We start from the raw sequence: 20,792 nt of genomic DNA on the forward strand, positions 1-20,792 counted from the left end.
GCAAGGCGAAAAGGAACGACTGACATGTCAAACATCGAACAACAAGTTAAAAAAATTGTTGCTGAACAACTGGGCGTAAACGAAGCCGAAGTGAAAAACGAATCTTCTTTCCAAGACGATTTGGGTGCTGACTCTCTGGACACCGTAGAACTGGTGATGGCTTTGGAAGAAGCTTTCGGCTGCGAAATCCCTGACGAAGACGCTGAAAAAATCACTACCGTACAATTGGCTATCGACTACATCAACGCCCACCAAGGCTAATCGGTCGCACCAAACATCCAGCCTCTGCTGCGCCATCGCAATAGAGGCTTTTACCTTATTATTAAACCCCTGAAATTTCAGACGGCATGAGTTTTGCCCGTTTCACGAAGAAAAAGAGCAAGGCTGCCGCGAAAATCCCGACAACCAACAGCGAGATTATCATGAGTCAGAGAAGAGTAGTCATCACAGGTCTTGGCCAAGTATCACCGGTCGGCAACGACGTCGCCACCGCATGGAGCAATCTGCTCGCAGGCAAAAGCGGCATCGGACGGATTACCCGCTTTGACGCATCCGACATCAACAGCCAAATCGCCGGCGAAGTGCGCGATTTCGACATCGGCCAATACATCAGCGCGAAAGAAGCGCGCCGTATGGACGTGTTTATCCACTACGGTATCGCCGCCGCCCTGCAAGCCATCAACGATTCAGGCTTGGATGATTTGGAAACCCTCGACAAAGACCGCGTCGGTGTCAACATTGGCTCCGGTATCGGCGGCCTGCCGAGCATCGAAGCGACCGGCAAAGCCGTTATCGAAGGCGGCGCGCGCAAAATCAATCCTTTCTTTATCCCAGGCTCGCTGATTAACCTGATTTCCGGCCACGTAACCATTCTCAAAGGCTACCGCGGCCCGAGCTACGGCATGGTTTCCGCCTGTACAACCGGTGCACACTCCATCGGCGACTCTGCACGACTGATTAAATACGGCGACGCAGACGTGATGATTGCCGGTGGCGCAGAAGGTGCGATCAGCACTTTGGGCGTTGGCGGTTTTGCCGCCATGAAGGCACTTTCCACTCGCAACGACGACCCTGCTACCGCTTCCCGTCCGTGGGACAAAGGCCGTGATGGTTTCGTTATCGGCGAAGGCGCTGGCGTGCTGGTGTTGGAAGAATTGGAACACGCGAAAAAACGCGGCGCGAAAATTTACGCTGAAATCGTCGGCTTCGGCATGAGCTCCGATGCCTACCACATTACCGCGCCTAACGAAGAAGGCCCTGCATTGGCTGTTACCCGCGCGCTGAAAGATGCCGGCCTGAATCCTGAAGACGTTGATTACGTCAACGCACACGGTACATCGACTCCTTTGGGCGATGCCAATGAAACCAAAGCCATCAAACGCGCTTTGGGCGATCATGCGCGCAAAGTCATCGTTAACTCCACCAAATCCATGACCGGCCACTTGCTTGGCGCGGCTGGCGGCGTGGAAGCGTTGTACAGTGTATTGGCAGTACACGAGCAAAAATCTCCGCCGACCATCAATATCTTTGAACAAGACGTTGAAGCCGGTTGCGATTTGGACTACTGTGCCAACGAAGCGCGTGACGCGAAAATCGACGTTGCCATCTCCAATTCCTTTGGCTTTGGCGGTACCAACGGCACATTGGTATTTAAACGCTTCAAAGACTGATAGAAGGTTTTAAGTAGATTGAAAAGGCCATCTGAAACTAGGTTTCAGACGGCCTTTTTTATTTTAAAATACAAATATTCTTGATAATCTGTATCATTTATATAAAAATATCGACTCCTATCAATATCGCCCGGATTTTATCGGGTAATCAACCCAATTACATTTTTATCAGGAGTCTGCAATGAAAACCATCCGTATTCTGGCATTGGCCGCCGCACTGACCGCTATACCTACATTTGCATCTGATTTCGGCCATGAACAGGCATTGACCATAGACGGCAAGCCTGCCCATTTGGCAGAAACTTCAGCCCGTATTTTGGCAAACGAAACCCTGACTGCGCCGCAACTGGTCGAAGACATTACCGATGGATTCGGTTCGAAAAAAATTCCAGGTTATAAATTGATGATTATGGGCCGCACTTATTCGGTGGCGGCAGAAACCAAACCGCCGAAAGAGGGCCAAACTCAGTGGCGGGACAATACGTTCATTCATCGCGGCGTAAAACTGTTTGTCGGTATTCCGGTCAAAAACGGCAAGATGGATTTGGTGTCTGCCAAATTGATTAATATCGGCGTGGTTGACGATAACGGTGGTGCCGCGCCTCATGATGAGGGTGAAAAAATCCGTCCGGTCGGCAAACAGCTGATGTCTCCCGATACCAAAGTGGAAAATGCGAAACTCAATATTGCCAAACTGACGTTGCCAAATATGAAATTAGGCGAAACCAGTGGCGGTGGTGTGAAATTGGAAGCATCGGCAACATTGGACGGTAAGCCGATACAGACCAAAATCGACAGCACTTTCTCCCGCTTCTATTCCGCTAAACCAGCCGCTACACGGCCGTTTATGGCAGATGCACGGTTTGTGAAATAATCGTAAAGGCCGTCTGAAACCCAGTTTCAGACGGCCTTTTATTTATCAAACCGATTCAATACCGCATCATTTTGCTGTCCACCTGCATTGCCCAAGCATCAATACCGCCTTGCAGGTTGTAAAGGTTTTCAAATCCGGCATCTTCTAGATACATTGCCGTGTGCAGGCTGCGGATGCCGTGGTGGCAGTAAACGACGATGGGTAAATCGTCGTCGGGCAGCTCGTTTTGGCGCAGGGGGATGAGGTTCATCGGGATGTGAATGGCAGCGGGCAGGGTGCAGATGGCGCGTTCTTCATCGGTGCGGACATCGAGCAGATGAAATGCGCGGCCTTCGTCCTGCCATTGTTTCAATTCGGTGGGCGAGAGTTGGATAATGTCGGTCATAGGGTCGGGTATAAAAGTATGAGGCCGTCTGAATTTTCAGACGGCCTGTTGTTTAAAAATCGAAATCGCCGAACGGATTGGCCGATTTGTCTTCCAAGTGTGCCACGACGGTGTCGAACAACACCTTTTCGGAAAATTCATTGCCGTTGCGCGTCAGCAAAAGCGCGCATTGCACCGGTTTGCGACCGACAATGACCACCATACGGCCGCCGTCTTTCAGTTGCTCTTTCAGAATTTCAGGTACGCTGTCTACTGCGCCGCCCACATAAATCGCATCGAAAGGCGCGCCTTTCGATGCTTCGGTCAGGCCGTTGTTTTGCACATAATCGACGTTGGTAAAGCCCAATTCGTCCAAAACTTTTTTGGCGCGTTGCTGCTGCTCGGCGTCGATGTCGTCGGTCACGACTTTGCCGGCTAGTTTGGACAGCAGGGCGGTTGCATAGCCTGAGCCTGTACCGATTTCTAAGACAGTTTCGTCTTTTTTCAGTTTCAAACCTTGAGCTAGGCGGGCAACGACTTTGGGTTCCAACATTTTATGGCCGTTGGCCAGCGGCAGCTCCATATCCGCATAGGCCAAACCTTGAAAAGCCTCGCCGACAAAATGTTCGCGCCCGATCTCCTCCAAAGCATCCAAAATGTCGAAGTCCAAGACATCCCACGGACGAATCTGCTGTTCAACCATATTGAAACGCGCTTTTTCAAAGTCCATATTTGTGCTCCGTTCAATTCTTAATTTTATCGAAGCATACATTATAAATCCTTGTCGGAGAGTGTGCCATCTTTCAGACGGCCTCGAGGCTTGTTAATAATTGCCAAGCGCACATATATCCACTAAACTTTCACATTACACGACGCTACAACAAGCAACAACCAACACACGGAGCAATAAAGATGTATCACCAAATCGGAATGTGGGACCAAAAATGGGTTATCGGCAACTGGAAAATGAACGGCCGACTCCAAAACAACAATGCGCTTATGCACCGCTTCCGTGTCATGCCAACCGCAGAACGCGTGTTAATCGGCCTGGCCGCTCCAACCGTTTATCTGTTGCAACTGCACAACGCCATGCAGATTGTTTTGAACAACCGCATCTTAACCTGTGCGCAAGACGTGAGCCGTTTCCCGAATAACGGCGCATACACTGGCGAAGTGTCCGCCGAAATGCTTGCCGACATCGGTACAGACATCGTTCTCATCGGCCACTCCGAGCGCAGCCTTTATTTCGGCGAGAAAAACGAAATCCAACGCCGCAAAATGGAAAACGTCCTCAACGTCGGCCTGATTCCATTGTTGTGCGTCGGCGAAAGCTTGGAAGAACGCGAAGCCGGTAAAGAACACGAAGTCATTGCCCACCAGCTTTCCATCCTGCAAGGTTTGAACACCAAAAACATCGCCGTTGCCTACGAGCCGGTTTGGGCGATCGGTACAGGCAAAGTCGCCACCGTCGAACAAATCGCCGATATGCACGCATTTATCTACAAAGAAATCTTGTCTTTGTGCGGAAGCGATGTTAAAATCCGCGTTCTTTACGGCGGAAGTGTGAAAGCGGATAACGCAGCCGACATCTTCGCAGTACCTCATGTAGACGGCGCATTGGTTGGTGGCGCGTCATTATCATATGACTCCTTTACCGCCATCATCAACGCAGCACAAGCCTCGTAGAAAACATATGGAAGCCTTTAAAACCCTTATCTGGATCATTAATATTATTTCCGCTTTAGCCGTAATCGTGTTAGTATTGCTGCAACACGGTAAAGGCGCGGATGCCGGCGCAACGTTCGGTTCCGGCAGCGGTAGCGCGCAAGGCGTATTCGGTTCTGCCGGTAATGCCAACTTCCTCAGCCGCTCGACTGCCATTGCCGCAACATTTTTCTTTGCGACCTGTATGGCGATGGTGTATATTCACACCCACTCCAGTAAGCACGGTTTAGACTTCAGCGATGTGAAGCAGACCCAGCAAGCTCCTAAGCCTGCAACGCCTGCACAAAACAATACAACTCCTGTTGCACCAAATCCTCAGCAGCAGTAAGACAATTTGATTTATGCCGACATGGTGGAATTGGTAGACACGCTATCTTGAGGGGGTAGTGGCCGTAGGCTGTGCGAGTTCAAATCTCGCTGTCGGCACCACATTAGAAAATCTAACCGCTTTTTAGCGGTTATTTTTTCGTCTTGAGAATCTGCCTTTTATTTATCTTTAGGCCGAGACAGGGAAATACAATGAAGCGTTTGGTTGTCGGCATCAGCGGTGCCAGCGGTTTTCAGTATGGCGTGAAGGCTTTGCAGCTTTTGCGTGCGCATCAGGTAGAAACGCATTTGGTGGTTTCACAAGGGGCGGAAATGACCCGTACTTTGGAAACGGATTACACCAAAGAAGACGTTTATGCTTTGGCAGATGTCGTGCATTCCATCCGTAATGTCGGGGCAAGCATTGCCAGCGGTTCGTTTTTGACGGACGGAATGTTGATTGCGCCGTGTTCAATGAAAACTTTGGCTTCGGTTGCTCACGGGTTTGCCGATAATTTGCTCAGCCGTGCGGCGGATGTAACGTTGAAAGAGCGGCGCAGGCTGGTGTTGATGGTGCGTGAAGCGCCGTTAAACTTGGCGCACATTGAAAATATGCGCCGCGTGACAGAGATGGGCGGTATCGTGTTTCCTCCCGTTCCGGCTTTATATCAGAAGCCTGAATCCATCGAAGATATGATTACACACAGCGTCTCTCATGCTTTGGACTTGTTCGGCATCATTCAAAACGATGTGCCGCGCTGGCAGGGCTGATGTTTCAGACGGCCTGAGCATAATTTCGTCTACTGCGAAGGAAGATAAAAACCATGCAAACGATTCCTGTCAATATAGTGAAGTTTTTGAGCAATCATCATGTCGTCAGTATTGCTGCTGCGGAAGAGGGCGAAGTTTGGGCAGCTTGCTGTTTTTATGTGTTTGATGAGGTGAATGCCCGATTGATTGTGCTGACATCTTTGAAAACGAAGCATGGCGGAATGATGAGTCGTTCTGCCAAAGTAGCCGGTACCATTGCCGGACAACCTGACAGCATCGCAAAAATCAGCGGCATTCAGTTTGCGGCGACTGCCGCTTTGATTGAGGATGAAGCGGATTTGAAAGCGGCGCAGTCTTTGTATTACAAAGCGCATCCTGCTGCTCGAGTGATGAAAAGCGATGTTTGGGCATTGAATTTGGACAGTTTGAAATTCACTGACAATAAATTGGTATTCGCACAAAAAACGTACTGGAATCGCGAGGATTAAGAAAAGGCCGTCTGAAAGATGAAATTTCAGACGGCCTTTGGTAATGTTACAAATTAATCGTGTCCGAGATCGACAGTTTTGTCTTTGTAACGTGTATCGGGAACCAAAACGATTTTCTCGTCCACTTTGCCGATGGCTTTCACGTCTTTGCCCGGATAGTCCAGCTGATGCAGGAAGTAGCGGATACAGTTCAAACGTGCACGTTTTTTGTCATCGGAACGGATGATGACCCAAGGCGCGTCGCCGGTGTGGGTGTGGAAGAACATGGCGTTTTTGGCTTCGGTGTAGTCGTCCCAGCGGTCGAGCGACTGGATATCCACAGGGGACAGTTTCCAGTGTTTCAGGGGGTCGTCGCGGCGGGAGATGAAGCGGCGGAGTTGTTCTTCACGAGATACGGAGAACCAGAATTTGAACAGATGGATGCCGCTGGCAACCAGCATACGTTCCAATTCAGGGGTTTGACGCATGAAGAGCAGGTATTCGTTAGGTTCGCAGAAGCCCATTACGCGTTCTACGCCGGCACGGTTGTACCATGAGCGGTCGAAGAATACCATTTCGCCTGCGGTCGGCAGGTTTTGGATGTAGCGTTGGAAATACCATTGGCCGCGTTCGGTAGTGGTTGGTTTTTCCAAAGCAACCACGCGCGCGCCACGTGGATTCAGGTGTTCCATGAAGCGTTTGATGGTACCGCCTTTACCGGCTGCGTCGCGGCCTTCAAACAGGCTGACGATACGCTGACCGGAATCTTTAACCCAGCTTTGTACTTTCAACAATTCGATTTGCAGCTTCTGTTTTTCTTTTTCGTAAACAGAGCGGCGCATACGTTGTTTGTACGGGTAGTTGGCAGGAAGCGGTGCGCTGCTGGAATCTTCGTCAGTGCCGCGTCCTTCGTGTTCCAAAACAGCCTTTTCGAATACTTGCAGCTGGTCTTGTTTCTCGCCCAGTTCAACATTCTCGAACGGTTCTAATTGGTGGTCTGCCATAAAGTCTCCTTATCGATTAAGTTTTAAATGATATGGTTTGGTATGACTTGATTTTACCTCTTTATGCTGTGTTAGCCTACATAAAATTACACATAAGCGATTTTTTTCGGCTTGTTTGATAATTTTTGTAAAAACAGCGTATAATCAGCCTATTTGTATAATACATCATGCCTTATTTCGCCCTGTTCGACGATGCGGTAAGCGGTCGTGCAAAACTCTATCAAAATCATGTGGAAAGCTGCCTTTTTCATCATAACGAACTGGCGTCGTTGGAAGATGTTTTGCAGGCAGGTTGGAAAAAAGGCCTGCATGCAGTGTTGTTTGCAGACTACGAATTCGGATTGCCACTGATGGATATTTCATCCGCGCGCAGTGGCAATTTGCGTTTGCACTGGTTTGCTGATTATGCAGAAATCGATACCGAAAGCTGGCTGGCTAATCATTCAGACGGCCTTGAGGCAGGCATCTCCACTCCCCGATTCTCTGTATCCGAAGCCGATTATCTCGAGCATATCCGTCAAATCCACGAAGCCATCCGCCGCGGCGATACTTATCAAATCAATTACACCGCACGCCTGCACCTGCAAACTTACGGCAATCCGATTCAGCTTTACCGCCGTTTGCGTCAGCCTGTGCCATATGCCGTGTTGTCTTGTCTGCCCGACGGGGCAGGGCAGGATGCGTGGACTTTGTGTTTTTCTCCCGAACTTTTCCTCAAAATCTATTCAGACGGCCTGATCACAACCGAGCCGATGAAAGGTACTGCGCCGATTCTTCACGATGGGAAAGATGAACGCCGCGCCGTTGAATTGCGAAACGACCCGAAAAACCGTGCCGAAAACGTGATGATTGTCGATTTGTTGCGCAACGACCTCGGCAAAATCGCGCAAACGGGCAAAGTACGTGTGCCTGAACCGTTTAAAGTTTCCCGTTTCGGCAGTGTTTGGCAGATGACCAGTGCCATCGAGGCGCAGGCGCTGCCTGATGTTTCGGTTTCTGATATTTTCCGTGCAGCCTTCCCGTGCGGCAGTATTACTGGTGCGCCCAAACGCATGAGTATGCAGATTATTGAGTCTCTTGAATCCGAACCGCGTGGTTTATACACAGGCAGCATCGGCTTTTTGCATCCGTGCGATACGGGTTTGGGGTTTGAAGGTGTGTTCAATGTCGTGATTCGCACATTATCTTTGAAGCCGGTTTCAGACGGCCTTTATCAAGGCGTTTATGGTGTGGGTTCGGGGATTGTGATTGATAGCGATCCTGAAGCTGAATATCGCGAGTGCGGTTGGAAGGCGCGTTTTCTGAATGAATTGCGGCCTGATTTCGGTATTTTTGAAACCATGCGTGCGGAAGACAAACAATGCCGTTTGCTCGATTTGCATTTAGGCCGTCTGAACAGCTCGGCACAAGCGCTCAACCTGCCTTGGTCTCAAAATGCGGCAGAGCAAATTCAACACTATATAGATGCGTTGCCAATTGGGTTATTTAGAGTCAAAGCTGCTTTGTTTTCAGACGGCCTTGCATTGAGCCATGCGGCTGTTTCCGAATTGGATGGGCAGCAATACGTCATCTTGAGTGAGCACACATTAAGCCAACGCGATTATCTGCGCCGTTTCAAAACCACACGCCGTGAAACTTTTGACCAAGCATGGAAAACGGCAGAAGGGCAGGGCGCATTTGACAGCTTGTTTTTCAATTCAGACGGCCTGTTGTTAGAGGGTGGAAGAAGCAATGTGTTCGTCAAATATCAAGGACAATGGCTCACGCCGTCTTTGGATTTGGATATTTTGAACGGAGTAATGCGCCAAGCGGTATTGAGGCAGCCGCAGCTATATTTAGGTGTGGATACAATCAAGGAAACCCACATAACGCGCGCGATGTTGGAAAATGCGGAAGAAATCCGTTTGAGTAACGCTTTAAGGGGCATGTTTGCGGTTTCGCTCCGTAAATAAATGGCAATAGTCAAATCATCGTGATTCAAATTGTCGTAAAGCGGCAATATCCGATAGAATACGTCATTTCAACAATGAGGCCGTCTGAAAGGGAAAACAATATGGCAAAAGCAAAAGGTGGATTGGGACGCGGTTTGGATTCGTTGATTTCCAATGCAGTGGACAGCAGCAGTAGCGACCGCCTGACAACGGTTGCCATCGCCGATATTCAGCCCGGCCGCTATCAGGCGCGTGTGCAAATTGATGATGAAGCTTTGCAGGAGTTGGCCGATTCCATTAAAGCGCAAGGCATTATCCAGCCGGTTATTGTGCGCGAACGTGGTTTGTCCCAATATGAATTGATTGCTGGCGAACGTCGTTGGCGCGCTTCCCAGTTGGCCGGTTTGACCGAAATTCCCGTCGTCATCAAAACCATCAGCGATGAAACCGCGTTGGCCATGGGTTTGATTGAAAACCTGCAACGTGAAAACCTCAATCCGATTGAAGAAGCGCAAGGTTTGAAACGCCTTGCCGACGAATTCGGCCTGACTCATGAAACCATCGCAAAAGCCGTCGGTAAAAGCCGTAGTGCCATCTCCAACAGCCTGCGCTTGTTGAGCCTGCCTGAGCCGGTTCAGGAAATGCTTTATCAACGCCGTCTGGAAATGGGTCATGCCCGTGCGTTGCTGACCTTGCATGTGGTTGACCAATTGGAGTTGGCGCAAAAAGCTGTCAAAAATGGTTGGTCGGTGCGCGAGGTGGAGCGCCGCAGCCAGTTGGCACATCAAAAAGCCAAACCGGAAGCAGCCAAAACCATCAGCCCGGATATCCGCCGTATTAATGATGCACTGACCGAGCGTTTGGGTGTCAATGCCGAAGTTAAAACCAGCAATCAGAAAAAAGGAAAAATCGTACTGCATTTTGATACGCCGGAAACATTTGAATACCTGCTGAAACAGTTAGGCATTAATCAAGAGTTTTAACGGTTTTATAAACAGGCCGTCTGAAAAAAATTTTCAGACGGCCTGAATTTTTGATAAAAGGACTGGTCGTACAGATGCTTACAATACAAATCAAAATCTTCTGTAAAATCTGTGTAACAACATGTAATTTGTGTTAAACTCCGTTCCTGCAAAGATTTGTTTTATATGTGTTAATCATTTATCTGTGAAAGGTTCACAAAGATTAACATATTGCTTGACGTTAACAAACTTCTTGATTATATTAATTTACCTTGCGTTTTTGGGGTGTGAAGTACAATGAATCAGATAGTCCCATTGCAAGTAGTTGTATTGTTAATAATTTCAGTTGTTTGTGCATTATTTTCCGGATTGCCCGGCTTCCTCTCTGCTTTGGCGGGAGGATTTTCGTATATTTTGCCTACCCTGGTTGCAGTTTTACTTTTAAAGTTTTCCCGACGAAATCCCGAGTTGCAAAGTTCGATGTTTGTCGGCGGAGAGGTTTTAAAAGTAGTGCTGTCGCTGGTATCTATGTCGATCGTTTTTGCGATATGGCATCAATCGCTGGTATTTTTCCCATTTTTATTGGGGTTGCTCAGCGTCAGTCATTTGGTTTTTTTAGTATTGTTGAGAGTGAAACACTATGGCAGGTGAAACTATGACCGCTGCTGACTACATCAAGCACCACTTGCAAAGCTTGACCAGTATGTCGGATGTTACTCAGGGTCAAGGACTGAAAAACATCGCTGATTTTTCGTTCATTAACCTTGATGCAATCTTTTTTGCTGTTCTGTTAGGCGTAATTGGCAGCTTTCTTTTGTGGCGCGGTGCCAAAAAAGCAACTGCTGGCGTGCCCGGTCGTTTTCAGGCGGCTGTTGAAATTCTGTTCGAATTCGTGGATAACATGTGTAAGAGCATTATCCATAACGAACAATCGCGTAAAGCCGTTGCGCCTTTGGGTTTGACCCTGTTTGTCTGGATTTTCCTGATGAACGCCATGGATATGTTGCCGGTTGATTTGCTGCCGATGGCATGGCAAGGCATTACCGGTAATCATCATGCACTGTTGCGCGTTGTACCGACTGCTGACTTGAATACGACTTTGGCTTTGGCAATTGGCGTATTGTTGGTATGTATTTATTACAATATCAAAATCAAAGGCTTTGGCGGTTGGATTCACGAATTATTCAGCGCGCCTTTTGGTCCGATGCTCGCTCCGGCCAACTTCCTGCTGAACTTGGTAGAGTTTTTGTCCAAAACCGTATCCCACGGTATGCGGTTGTTTGGTAATATGTATGCCGGTGAGCTGGTGTTCCTGCTGATCGCTTTGTTGGGTGGTGCATGGGCATCAACCGGCAGTATCGAAACTTTGGATCCAATTTTATTTGTGTTCCATCTGATTGCCGGTTTGGCTTGGGCGATTTTCCATATTTTGGTTATCACCTTGCAGGCATTTATTTTCATGGCGTTGGCGTTCGTATATATCGGACAAGCGCATGATGCACACTAATCAAGTAGTTTTTTCGTAGTTTGTTTTTGTAGTTTAACCTTTACTATCTTAAGGAGTTTAAAAATGGGTTTGATTGCTATCGCATGTGGTTTGATCGTTGCCTTGGGTGCATTGGGTGCCTCTATCGGTATCGCAATGGTTGGTTCTAAATACTTGGAATCTTCTGCTCGTCAACCTGAGCTGATCGGTCCTCTGCAAACCAAACTGTTCTTGATCGCTGGTCTGATTGATGCGGCCTTCTTGATCGGTGTGGCTATTGCCCTGTTGTTCGCCTTCGTTAACCCGTTTGGTGCTGCGTAATCAAGACGGAGCGATCCGTTCAGATACAGGCTTATAGTCTGTTTGATTAACCCAGATACGAAGGTTAAGTAACGTGAATATTAATGCAACCTTATTTGCGCAAATCCTGGTTTTCTTTGGCTTGGTTTGGTTTACGATGAAATTCGTATGGCCTCCGATTGCCAAAGCGTTGGATGAGCGTGCCGCAAAAATCGCCGAGGGTTTGGCTGCTGCCGAGCGCGGTAAGAGCGATTTTGAGCAGGCAGAGAAAAAAGTTGCAGAACTTATGGCCGAAGGGCGTAATCAGGTAACCGAAATGGTTGCCAACGCCGAAAAACGTGCTGCAAAAATTGTAGAAGAAGCCAAAGAGCAAGCTTCTCATGAAGCAGCACGCATTGCAGCTCAAGCAAAAGCTGACGTGGAGCAAGAAGTTAACCGTGCGCGCGAAGTATTGCGCGAACAGGTTGCTACACTGGCTGTTAAAGGTGCGGAATCTATCTTGCGTAAAGAAGTTGATGCTTCCAAACATGCAGATTTGCTCAGTACCTTAAAACAGGAGCTGTAATCTTATGGCAGAGTTCGCAACGATTGCCAGACCTTATGCGAAAGCATTGTTTAGTCTGGCTCAGGAAAAAAACCAAATCGAGTCTTGGTTGGGCGAACTGAAAGAACTCGCAGCGGTTGTTCAAGATGAGAAAGTCATTGCTTTCATCGAGCAACCGGAAACGGGAGCTTCCGAAAAAGCAGAAACGCTCAAAGGTCTTGTCGGTATCAAAAATGTCGAATTGGCAAATTTCATTACCGTTTTGGCCGAGCAAAAGCGTTTGCTGGTATTGCCGGAAATTTATGCCCAATATCAAGATTTGACCTTGATACACAACAATACGAAATCGGCAGTAATTTACAGCGCGTATGAACTCAGTTCTCAGCAGCTGGCCGATGTTACCGATATCCTGACAAAACGCTTCAACAGCAAATTGGATGTGGTAGCTAAAGTTGCCCCTGAATTAATCGGCGGCATCAAAGTAGAAGTGGGTGATCAGGTCTTGGATTTGTCCGTACAAGGCAAACTGAATGCTTTGTATGCGACTATGACAAATTAGGAGAGTTTTCATGCAGCTTAATCCTGCTGAAATTAGCGATTTGATTAAAGCCAAAATCGAAAATCTGTCCGTCAATGCAGAAGTGCGTACCCGTGGTACCGTTGTTTCTGTTACAGACGGCATTGTGCGCATTCATGGCTTGTCAGACGCGATGCAAGGTGAGATGCTCGAATTCCCCGGTAACACTTTCGGTCTGGCCATGAACTTGGAGCGTGACTCCGTTGGTGCCGTAGTGTTGGGTGAGTACGAACACATTAAAGAAGGCGATACAGTTACCTGTACCGGCCGTATTTTGGAAGTGCCGATCGGTCACGAACTGGTTGGCCGTGTAGTTGATGCATTGGGTCGTCCTATCGATGGTAAAGGTCCAATCAACACAACATTGACTGCTCCAATCGAAAAAATTGCACCAGGTGTGATTGCGCGTAAATCGGTTGACCAACCCATGCAAACCGGCCTGAAGGCTATTGACTCTATGGTTCCGGTTGGTCGTGGCCAACGTGAGTTGATCATTGGTGACCGTCAAACCGGTAAAACTGCCGTAGCACTGGATGCCATCGTTAACCAAAAAGGTACAGGCGTTATCTGTATTTATGTGGCTATCGGTCAAAAAGCATCTTCTATTGCCAACGTAGTGCGCAAATTGGAAGAGCATGGCGCGATGGAACACACTATCGTGGTTGCCGCAACTGCTTCTGAAGCCGCTGCGCTTCAATACATTGCTCCTTACTCCGGTTGTACCATGGGTGAATTCTTCCGTGACCGCGGTGAAGATGCACTGATCGTATACGATGACTTGTCTAAACAAGCCGTTGCATACCGTCAAATTTCCCTGCTGTTGCGCCGTCCTCCTGGTCGTGAAGCATATCCTGGCGACGTATTCTATCTGCACTCCCGTCTGTTGGAACGTGCGGCCCGCGTCAGCGAAAACGAAGTTGAAAAACTGACCAATGGCGAAGTAAAAGGCAAAACCGGTTCTCTGACTGCGTTGCCAATTATTGAAACCCAAGCCGGTGACGTATCCGCATTCGTACCAACCAACGTAATTTCGATTACAGACGGCCAAATCTTCTTGGAAACCGACTTGTTCAATGCCGGTATCCGTCCTGCAATCAATGCCGGTATTTCCGTATCGCGCGTAGGTGGTGCAGCACAAACCAAAGTCATCAAAAAATTGGGTGGCGGTATCCGTTTGGCGTTGGCACAGTACCGTGAATTGGCGGCGTTCTCGCAATTTGCTTCCGATTTGGACGAAGCAACACGCAAACAGCTGCAACACGGTGAAGTGGTTACTGAATTGATGAAACAAAAACAATTCAGCACATTGAACACTGCCGAAATGGCATTGACTTTGTGGGCGATCAACAACGGTTCTTACGCAGATGTTCCGGTATCCAAAGCCTTGGCTTTCGAAGCAGAATTCTTGAGTTTCGTACGTACGCAACATCCTGAGGTTCTGGAAGCGATTAATGCATCAGGCGCAATGTCTGACGAAAGCGAAAAAGCATTGACCGAAGCCATGAAATCTTTCAAATCTTCTTACGCTTACCAAGCATAAGTATTGAGATGAAAGGAGTCTGAAATGGCAGTCGGAAAAGAGATTCTCACCAAAATCCGTAGTGTTCAAAATACCCAAAAGATCACTAAAGCGATGCAAATGGTGTCGACCTCTAAAATGCGGAAGACTCAAGACCGGATGCGCTTAGCGCGTCCGTACGCCGAAAAAGTGCGTACAGTGATGAGCCATCTTGCACAGACCCATGCCGATCATGGTATCAAATTGTTGGAGCCGCACCGCGAAGTGCGTCGTGCCGGTTTCATTTTGATTACCTCGGATAAAGGTTTGTGCGGTGGCTTGAACGCAAACGTACTGAAAAAGTTTTTGGCGCAAGTTCAAGAGTATCAGGAACAAGGCATCGAAGTCGAAGTCGTGTGCCTGGGTAGTAAAGGTTTGGCTGCATGCCAAAGTATCGGTTTGAATGTTATTGCCAGTGCAACCAATTTGGGCGATACCCCAAGAATGGAATTGCTGCTCGGCCCTCTGACCGAAATCTTCCAACGTTATGAGAAGCATGAATTAGACCGTATCCATATGGTTTACTCACGTTTCGTCAATACAATGCGCCAAGAGCCGCGTATGGAAGTTTTGCTGCCTATCGGTGAAAACGTTATTGACGACGAGGCGGGTCATTCTTCATTTGCTTGGGAATACCGCTACGAGCCGAGTCCTATCGCCGTATTGGAATATTTGGTTCGCCGCTATTTAGAGTCTGTGGTTTATCAGGCATTGAGCGACAACATGGCATCTGAACAAGCCGCGCGTATGGTAGCGATGAAAGCCGCAACCGACAACGCAGGCAATGCCATCAAAGAATTGCGCTTGGTGTACAACAAATCGCGTCAAGCCGCGATTACCACAGAATTGTCAGAAATTGTAGCAGGTGCAGCGGCAGTTTAATGCCGTCTGAAGCCTGAACAGGAAATTAGGATACGATAATGAGCCAAGGCAAAATCGTACAAGTTATTGGTGCGGTGGTTGACGTGGAATTTCCACGCGACGCTATCCCGCATGTTTACGATGCCCTGAAATTGGACGAGAACGGTCTGACTCTGGAAGTTCAACAGCTTCTGGGTGACGGCGTTGTCCGTACTATTGCAATGGGTAGTTCAGACGGCCTGAAACGCGGTATGTCTGTAAGCAATACTGGTGCGCCAATCACTGTGCCGGTAGGTAAAGGTACATTGGGTCGTATTGTCGACGTATTGGGTACGCCTGTTGATGAAGCAGGTCCGATTGATACCGACAAGAGCCGTGCCATTCACCAAACTGCTCCGAAATTCGACGAGTTGTCTTCAACTACCGAATTATTGGAAACCGGTATTAAAGTGATCGACTTGCTGTGTCCGTTTGCTAAGGGCGGTAAAGTAGGTCTGTTCGGTGGTGCCGGTGTGGGCAAAACCGTGAACATGATGGAATTGATCAACAACATCGCCAAAGCGCACAGCGGTCTGTCCGTGTTCGCAGGTGTGGGTGAACGTACCCGTGAAGGTAACGACTTCTACCACGAGATGAAAGATTCCAACGTATTGGATAAAGTAGCCATGGTGTATGGTCAAATGAACGAACCTCCGGGCAACCGTCTGCGCGTTGCTTTGACCGGTTTGACTATGGCCGAATACTTCCGTGACGAAAAAGACGAAAACGGTAAAGGCCGCGACGTATTGTTCTTCGTTGACAACATCTACCGTTACACTCTGGCCGGTACCGAAGTATCTGCACTGTTGGGCCGTATGCCTTCTGCAGTAGGTTACCAACCGACATTGGCTGAAGAAATGGGTCGTTTGCAAGAGCGTATTACCTCTACCCAAACCGGTTCCATTACTTCCATCCAAGCCGTATATGTACCTGCGGATGACTTGACTGACCCGTCTCCAGCGACAACTTTCGCCCACTTGGACGCCACCGTCGTATTGAGCCGTGATATTGCATCTTTGGGTATTTACCCGGCAGTTGACCCGCTTGATTCTACTTCACGCCAATTGGATCCGATGGTATTGGGTCAAGAGCACTACGACGTAGCGCGCGGTGTACAGTCTACTCTGCAAAAATACAAAGAATTACGCGACATTATCGCCATTCTGGGTATGGACGAATTGTCTGACGAAGACAAACTGACTGTGATGCGTGCCCGTAAAATCCAACGCTTCCTGTCTCAACCGTTCCACGTTGCCGAAGTATTTACCGGTTCTCCAGGCAAATACGTTCCATTGCGTGACACCATCGCCGGCTTTAAAGCCATCTTGAACGGCGAATACGACCATCTGCCTGAACAAGCGTTCTATATGGTAGGCGGTATCGAAGAAGCGGCTGAGAAAGCGAAAACCTTAAACTAAGGAGGCCGGCATGAGCACCATGCAAGTTGAAGTGGTCAGTAGCGAGCAAAACATCTATTCGGGCGAGGCCAGCTTTGTGGTGGTTCCGACCGTTCAAGGTGAGCTTGGTATTTATCCACGACACGAGCCGATTATGAGTTTGGTACGCCCCGGCGCATTGCGTTTGACTGTTCCGGGTGAAGCTGAAGAAGTACTGGTTGCCGTTTCCGGTGGCGTTTTAGAAGTACAGCCTGATAAGATTACCGTATTGGCAGACGTTGCCGTCCGCAGTACAGAAATGGATCAGGCGCGTGCTGAAGCAGCTAAAAAAGCAGCCGAAACAGGTGTTTCTGAAGCTAGAGACGAAAAATCTTTGGCTGAAGCGCACAAAGCATTGGCAGCCGCCATTGCCCAGCTGAAAACTTTGGATTACCTTCGTTCGCAAAAAAACAAGTAATGTGGGTTCATCAAGAAAAAGCACAACGAAATGTTGTGCTTTTTTATTTATCTGAAGATAAGTGGCTTGATATTGAAATGTCGATAGATGAGTAGATGGCAAGTTTGAAATCGAAACGGTAGAACAGGTTTTTATGATTAAATTATTGGTGGATCATTATTGAAGTAGTTAGCCTTGTGATTCACATTTAAAATAGTCCACCCAATCTTTTTTATCCTCAAAAAATAGATTGGATGATTCCTAATTTATTGCTACTACAACAGATCTGAATTGATCAGTATTGAAAATATTAGAATTTGTGGAAGCTCTTGTATAAACAAAAGGCCGTCTGAAAAGTTTCAGACGGCCTTTAAACCATTATGATGGCATTCGTTTATGATTGGTCGATGGTTTTATCAAGTCCTTGGGTCAGGCCGTTGATGTCGCCACCATTTAGCCCCAACTCTTTCAAGAGACCGTCAACCAACGGAGCTTGGCTGCGGTAGCGCAGTGCGCTGTTGACCATTTGGTCTGCAAGGCTGGCTTGTGTGGTCTGGCCGTCTGAAACACCTTCCGCACCGTTTGCACCACCGGCAAAGCCACCCAGACCATTGACTTGCAAAATCTTGATGTCTTCGATTTTTTCCATTGGGCGGACGGATTCGCGGATGATGTCAGGCAGATGTTTCAAGAGGGCAAGGCGGACTTGCATTTCAACCTGTTCAACGCTCAGGACGTTGGCAGCTTCGTTCACAGCGCGGGTACCTTCGGCGTCAACCTTGTATTGTTGCTCTTGCGCTTGCGCCAACAGAATTTTGGCATCGGCCTCACCTTTGGCTTGCAGGCGGTGTTTTTCGGCTTCGGCTTCGGCGGCAATACGCACGGCTTCAGCGCGGTCTTGTGCAGCTTGTTTTTCAGCTTCGGCGGCAACAGTGAGCGAAATCGCATCTTTTTGCGCGGCTTCTTCTGCGGCAATCAGTTCGACCGCTTTAGCACGCTCGGCGCGTTCGGTTTCGCGTACGGTAATCACGCTTTCTTCTTCACGAACAGCTGCGGCACGGGCTTTGTCGGCTTCGGCTTTGGCTTCGGATTCGGCGCGTGATTTTTCGGCAACGGCGATGGCGCGGTCTTGCTCGGCCAATTCGATGGCTTTGCGGCGTTCAACCTCTGCCTGTTCAACGGCTTGGGCTTTTCTAATGTCTTCGTTTTTAATATCGCGCTCGGCGGCAATGCGTTTCAAATCCACTTCGCGTTCAGCGGCAATTTTTGCTTCTTCCGCTTCACGTTTTTTCTGAGATTCTTGTTCGGCAATGCTGGCCTCTTGTTCGGCGCGGCGGACGGCAATTTCACGCTCTTGTTCGAGTTTGGCGTATTCTTCTTCGCGCGAGATTTTCAGGCGTTGCTGCTCGGCTTCGAGGTTTTTGGTTTTGATTGCCAAGTCGGTGTCTTGTTCGATTTCGTTACGTTTTTTGCGGCGGCCTTCGATGGTTTCGGTCAGTTTGGTCAAACCTTCCGCGTCAAAGGCGTTTTGCGGGTTGAAGAACTCAAAGCTGGTTTGGTCGAGGCCGGTCAGGGAAACGGTTTCGAGTTCGAGACCGTTTTTAAACAAATCTTCGCTCACGACTTGCTGTACTTTCTGAACGAAATCAACACGTTTTTCATGCAGTTCTTCCATGGCCATTTCGGCGGCAACGGCGCGCAGGGCATCAACGAATTTACCTTCGACTAGGTCTTTCAGCTCATCGGGAGACATGGTTTTCATACCCAGCGTTTGTGCGGCGGTCGCAATGCTCTCGGCGCTGGGTTTAACGCGGACGTAAAATTCAGCCATCACGTCAACGCGCATACGGTCGCGGGTAATCAGCGCTTGTTGGGCAGCGCGGCGCACTTCAAGGCGCAGTGTATTCATGTTGACGGGGATGATTTCGTGCAATACGGGGAGCACCATCGCGCCGCCATTCATGATGACTTTTTCGCCACCAAAACCGGTGCGGACAAATGAGACTTCTTTGCTGGCACGGCGATACAGACGGGTCAGGATAAGGCCGAGTACAAACAGCGCGACGAGTATGACGCCGGCGATAGTGCCGATGGAGACCAAATTCATGGTTTTTCCTTTCTTCTTGTTAATATGCCTTTTGGGGCGGTGGATTCAGAAGGCTTTGAGAGAAAGAGGCCGTCTGAAAGGGTTAAAAATATGGGTTGAAATAATAGAGTGGTTGTTCTTCTATATTGTTATTTCGGATTTCTAGATGGTGAGGATAGGGCGGTAAAGTATCTATTTTTACCGTATCGATAAATCAGCGGTTTCAGACGGCCTTAATCTACCAAGCTGCCGCTCGGATTCAAAATTGCCTTAAATGTATTTCCGTCCAACGACACCAGCAATACCGCATCGCCTTGTTTCAATACATCTTCAGAGTCAGGCTCTACCATCACATAATGCTGTTGGCCGTAAGCATCTTTCACGCGCACCTGCGCCGCATTACCTACCCGAGCTTCGCCCAGCACCACTGTGCCGACGCGGCCGATTAAACTTTCTTGCGAAACGGCAGTGGTTTCATCTTTCGGCATAATTTTGTACAAACCGCTAGCCGTCACTCGCACTAAGGGCAGGGAAAGAAACCAAACGATGACTGCTGCCAGCGTGCCATTCAGATAGCTGCCGAATACAGTGGCAAAGGCCGTCTGAAACAGATAACCCGTCAGTCCGTATACGGCAAGAAATACCACCATCAACATCAACACCGGGATACGTCCGACATACAGCCAGCTCAGGAAACGCACGAATATGCCTGCATCCGCCACATCCAATCCAACCTCGGCGTGCGCGGTTTCGGTCAGACTGTCGGGCAACAGGTTGTCCAACCAGTCACTGATACCGCCTGCCAGCATGGAAATAACTTCCAACACACCGAGCAAAATCATCAGCGCAATGGCAATGCCGAAGATTTCAGTTTCGGGGGCGTTGATTAAATTCCACATATTGCATTTCCTTATTCTTTTTGATTTTTTCTTTATGGGATTTGTATTTTGAATAATACATTTTTAATGTTGGTGGGGTTTGTTTGGATTTTATCTACTTAATATAAGTAAATCTAAAAGCATCCACCCCCAAAAGATATATGCAATCCAAAATAAACGGTATTTGAAGAAGTTTTTAAACTTTATTTGAGTTAGGCATTTCTTCTCCAATAGATCTAAGAGTTTTTGCTGCTCTTGTTTGTCACAGTTTTCCAAGATTTCGGTTTTTAATAATTCTATGGCTTGTTCAATAGAAACTTTCCGTCCATCTGCAATTAATTTGTCTCCATATTTTGTCTTCACGTCATTCATAATAATAACAGCATAGAATCCCATAATTAAAATAGCAGCAACTATTGCGGGTATGGGGTGATTATCACTAAGAGACCAAACCGCGATAGTTGATAACAGCAACCATGCAGCATGGTGATTCAACATCTTATGGCGGTAAGCAATCTGCTCAGCAAGCTCATAAATCTTATTAACAAAATTCATC

At 48.2% G+C, this 20,792-nt stretch carries 24 protein-coding genes and 1 tRNA gene; 19 read left to right on the forward strand and 6 right to left on the reverse strand.

The features are described 5' to 3' along the window. Positions 1–24 precede the first annotated feature (24 nt). The 3 genes from acpP to LPB400_RS02560 all read left to right on the forward strand — a co-directional run bounded on the left by acpP (position 25) and on the right by LPB400_RS02560 (position 2,544). On the forward strand, positions 25–261 hold the full coding sequence (acpP, locus tag LPB400_RS02550; RefSeq protein WP_003679644.1) for an acyl carrier protein: 237 nt from the start codon (positions 25–27) through the stop codon (positions 259–261). Between the two features lie 161 nt (positions 262–422). Continuing rightward, the gene (fabF, locus tag LPB400_RS02555) at positions 423–1,670 is read left to right on the forward strand and encodes a beta-ketoacyl-ACP synthase II (RefSeq protein ID WP_039861923.1); all 1,248 of its coding nucleotides are present in this window, start codon (positions 423–425) and stop codon (positions 1,668–1,670) included. 181 nt (positions 1,671–1,851) lie between these two features. Beyond that, on the forward strand, positions 1,852–2,544 hold the full coding sequence (locus LPB400_RS02560) for a hypothetical protein (protein ID WP_219089304.1): 693 nt from the start codon (positions 1,852–1,854) through the stop codon (positions 2,542–2,544). A 55-nt stretch (positions 2,545–2,599) separates the two neighbouring features. Here LPB400_RS02560 and LPB400_RS02565 read toward each other — a convergent pair whose 3' ends face one another. Together LPB400_RS02565 and LPB400_RS02570 are read right to left on the reverse strand one after the other, a co-directional pair. Next, a complete protein-coding gene (locus LPB400_RS02565) occupies positions 2,600–2,929 on the reverse strand; it encodes a rhodanese-like domain-containing protein (RefSeq protein WP_003679997.1) in 330 nt (109 codons plus the stop codon). A gap of 52 nt (positions 2,930–2,981) precedes the next feature. Continuing rightward, positions 2,982–3,638, reverse strand: a complete 657-nt coding sequence (locus LPB400_RS02570; protein ID WP_219089306.1) for a protein-L-isoaspartate O-methyltransferase family protein — start codon at positions 3,636–3,638, stop codon at positions 2,982–2,984. 182 nt (positions 3,639–3,820) lie between these two features. Between LPB400_RS02570 and tpiA the strand changes: the two genes are divergently transcribed. The 5 genes from tpiA to LPB400_RS02595 all read left to right on the forward strand — a co-directional run bounded on the left by tpiA (position 3,821) and on the right by LPB400_RS02595 (position 6,198). Beyond that, entirely contained in the window at positions 3,821–4,594 is a 774-nt protein-coding gene (gene tpiA / locus LPB400_RS02575; protein ID WP_004519014.1) for a triose-phosphate isomerase, read from the forward strand. A 7-nt stretch (positions 4,595–4,601) separates the two neighbouring features. Beyond that, entirely contained in the window at positions 4,602–4,961 is a 360-nt protein-coding gene (gene secG / locus LPB400_RS02580; RefSeq protein ID WP_003683944.1) for a preprotein translocase subunit SecG, read from the forward strand. A 15-nt stretch (positions 4,962–4,976) separates the two neighbouring features. Then, positions 4,977–5,062, forward strand: a tRNA-Leu gene (locus LPB400_RS02585). Between the two features lie 90 nt (positions 5,063–5,152). Continuing rightward, positions 5,153–5,710 (forward strand): UbiX family flavin prenyltransferase, encoded by a 558-nt coding sequence (locus LPB400_RS02590; protein WP_219089307.1) that lies wholly within the window; start codon positions 5,153–5,155, stop codon positions 5,708–5,710. Between the two features lie 53 nt (positions 5,711–5,763). Beyond that, entirely contained in the window at positions 5,764–6,198 is a 435-nt protein-coding gene (locus LPB400_RS02595) for a pyridoxamine 5'-phosphate oxidase family protein (RefSeq protein WP_070843303.1), read from the forward strand. Between the two features lie 53 nt (positions 6,199–6,251). On the opposite strand, the gene ppk2 is transcribed toward LPB400_RS02595, so the two are convergent. Next, entirely contained in the window at positions 6,252–7,181 is a 930-nt protein-coding gene (gene ppk2 / locus LPB400_RS02600) for a polyphosphate kinase 2 (protein ID WP_070583865.1), read from the reverse strand. A 167-nt stretch (positions 7,182–7,348) separates the two neighbouring features. Here ppk2 and LPB400_RS02605 point away from each other — a divergent pair, with 167 nt between their 5' ends. The 11 genes from LPB400_RS02605 (at position 7,349) to LPB400_RS02655 (ending at position 17,293) form a co-directional block, all read left to right on the forward strand. Further along, complete coding sequence (locus LPB400_RS02605) at positions 7,349–9,133, forward strand: bifunctional chorismate-binding protein/class IV aminotransferase (protein WP_219089309.1); 1,785 nt, start codon at positions 7,349–7,351, stop codon at positions 9,131–9,133. Positions 9,134–9,234: 101 nt separating this feature from the next. Next, entirely contained in the window at positions 9,235–10,095 is an 861-nt protein-coding gene (locus LPB400_RS02610) for a ParB/RepB/Spo0J family partition protein (protein WP_039863743.1), read from the forward strand. Positions 10,096–10,371: 276 nt separating this feature from the next. Continuing rightward, positions 10,372–10,725, forward strand: a complete 354-nt coding sequence (locus tag LPB400_RS02615; RefSeq protein WP_219089311.1) for an ATP synthase subunit I — start codon at positions 10,372–10,374, stop codon at positions 10,723–10,725. After that, complete coding sequence (atpB, locus tag LPB400_RS02620) at positions 10,715–11,581, forward strand: F0F1 ATP synthase subunit A (protein ID WP_036472483.1); 867 nt, start codon at positions 10,715–10,717, stop codon at positions 11,579–11,581. Before LPB400_RS02615 ends, atpB begins: the two co-directional genes overlap by 11 nt. A 63-nt stretch (positions 11,582–11,644) precedes the next feature. Next, the gene (gene atpE / locus LPB400_RS02625; protein ID WP_003676106.1) at positions 11,645–11,881 is read left to right on the forward strand and encodes a F0F1 ATP synthase subunit C; all 237 of its coding nucleotides are present in this window, start codon (positions 11,645–11,647) and stop codon (positions 11,879–11,881) included. A 73-nt stretch (positions 11,882–11,954) separates the two neighbouring features. Then, the gene (locus tag LPB400_RS02630; protein ID WP_004464459.1) at positions 11,955–12,425 is read left to right on the forward strand and encodes a F0F1 ATP synthase subunit B; all 471 of its coding nucleotides are present in this window, start codon (positions 11,955–11,957) and stop codon (positions 12,423–12,425) included. 4 nt (positions 12,426–12,429) lie between these two features. Further along, positions 12,430–12,963, forward strand: a complete 534-nt coding sequence (locus LPB400_RS02635) for a F0F1 ATP synthase subunit delta (protein ID WP_004519004.1) — start codon at positions 12,430–12,432, stop codon at positions 12,961–12,963. A 10-nt stretch (positions 12,964–12,973) separates the two neighbouring features. Next, the gene (gene atpA / locus LPB400_RS02640) at positions 12,974–14,521 is read left to right on the forward strand and encodes a F0F1 ATP synthase subunit alpha (RefSeq protein ID WP_188208862.1); all 1,548 of its coding nucleotides are present in this window, start codon (positions 12,974–12,976) and stop codon (positions 14,519–14,521) included. A gap of 24 nt (positions 14,522–14,545) precedes the next feature. Beyond that, the gene (gene atpG, locus LPB400_RS02645) at positions 14,546–15,421 is read left to right on the forward strand and encodes a F0F1 ATP synthase subunit gamma (RefSeq protein WP_219089313.1); all 876 of its coding nucleotides are present in this window, start codon (positions 14,546–14,548) and stop codon (positions 15,419–15,421) included. Positions 15,422–15,459: 38 nt separating this feature from the next. After that, positions 15,460–16,857, forward strand: coding sequence for a F0F1 ATP synthase subunit beta (gene atpD, locus LPB400_RS02650; protein ID WP_063076780.1), 1,398 nt, complete (start codon positions 15,460–15,462; stop codon positions 16,855–16,857). Positions 16,858–16,867: 10 nt separating this feature from the next. Further along, positions 16,868–17,293: a F0F1 ATP synthase subunit epsilon gene (locus tag LPB400_RS02655; RefSeq protein ID WP_003683708.1), complete on the forward strand. Its 426-nt coding sequence runs from the start codon at positions 16,868–16,870 to the stop codon at positions 17,291–17,293. A gap of 373 nt (positions 17,294–17,666) precedes the next feature. On the opposite strand, the gene LPB400_RS02660 is transcribed toward LPB400_RS02655, so the two are convergent. The 3 genes from LPB400_RS02660 to LPB400_RS02670 form a co-directional block, all read right to left on the reverse strand. After that, positions 17,667–19,379 (reverse strand): flotillin family protein, encoded by a 1,713-nt coding sequence (locus LPB400_RS02660; protein WP_004519001.1) that lies wholly within the window; start codon positions 19,377–19,379, stop codon positions 17,667–17,669. 212 nt (positions 19,380–19,591) lie between these two features. Continuing rightward, positions 19,592–20,257: a YqiJ family protein gene (locus tag LPB400_RS02665; RefSeq protein ID WP_070459759.1), complete on the reverse strand. Its 666-nt coding sequence runs from the start codon at positions 20,255–20,257 to the stop codon at positions 19,592–19,594. Between the two features lie 90 nt (positions 20,258–20,347). Further along, positions 20,348–20,791: a hypothetical protein gene (locus tag LPB400_RS02670; RefSeq protein WP_070459756.1), complete on the reverse strand. Its 444-nt coding sequence runs from the start codon at positions 20,789–20,791 to the stop codon at positions 20,348–20,350. Between the last annotated feature and the right edge of the window lies 1 nt (position 20,792).

The sequence above is a fragment of the Neisseria perflava genome (genome assembly GCF_019334725.1).
Classification (GTDB): Bacteria; Pseudomonadota; Gammaproteobacteria; order Burkholderiales; family Neisseriaceae; genus Neisseria; species Neisseria subflava_A.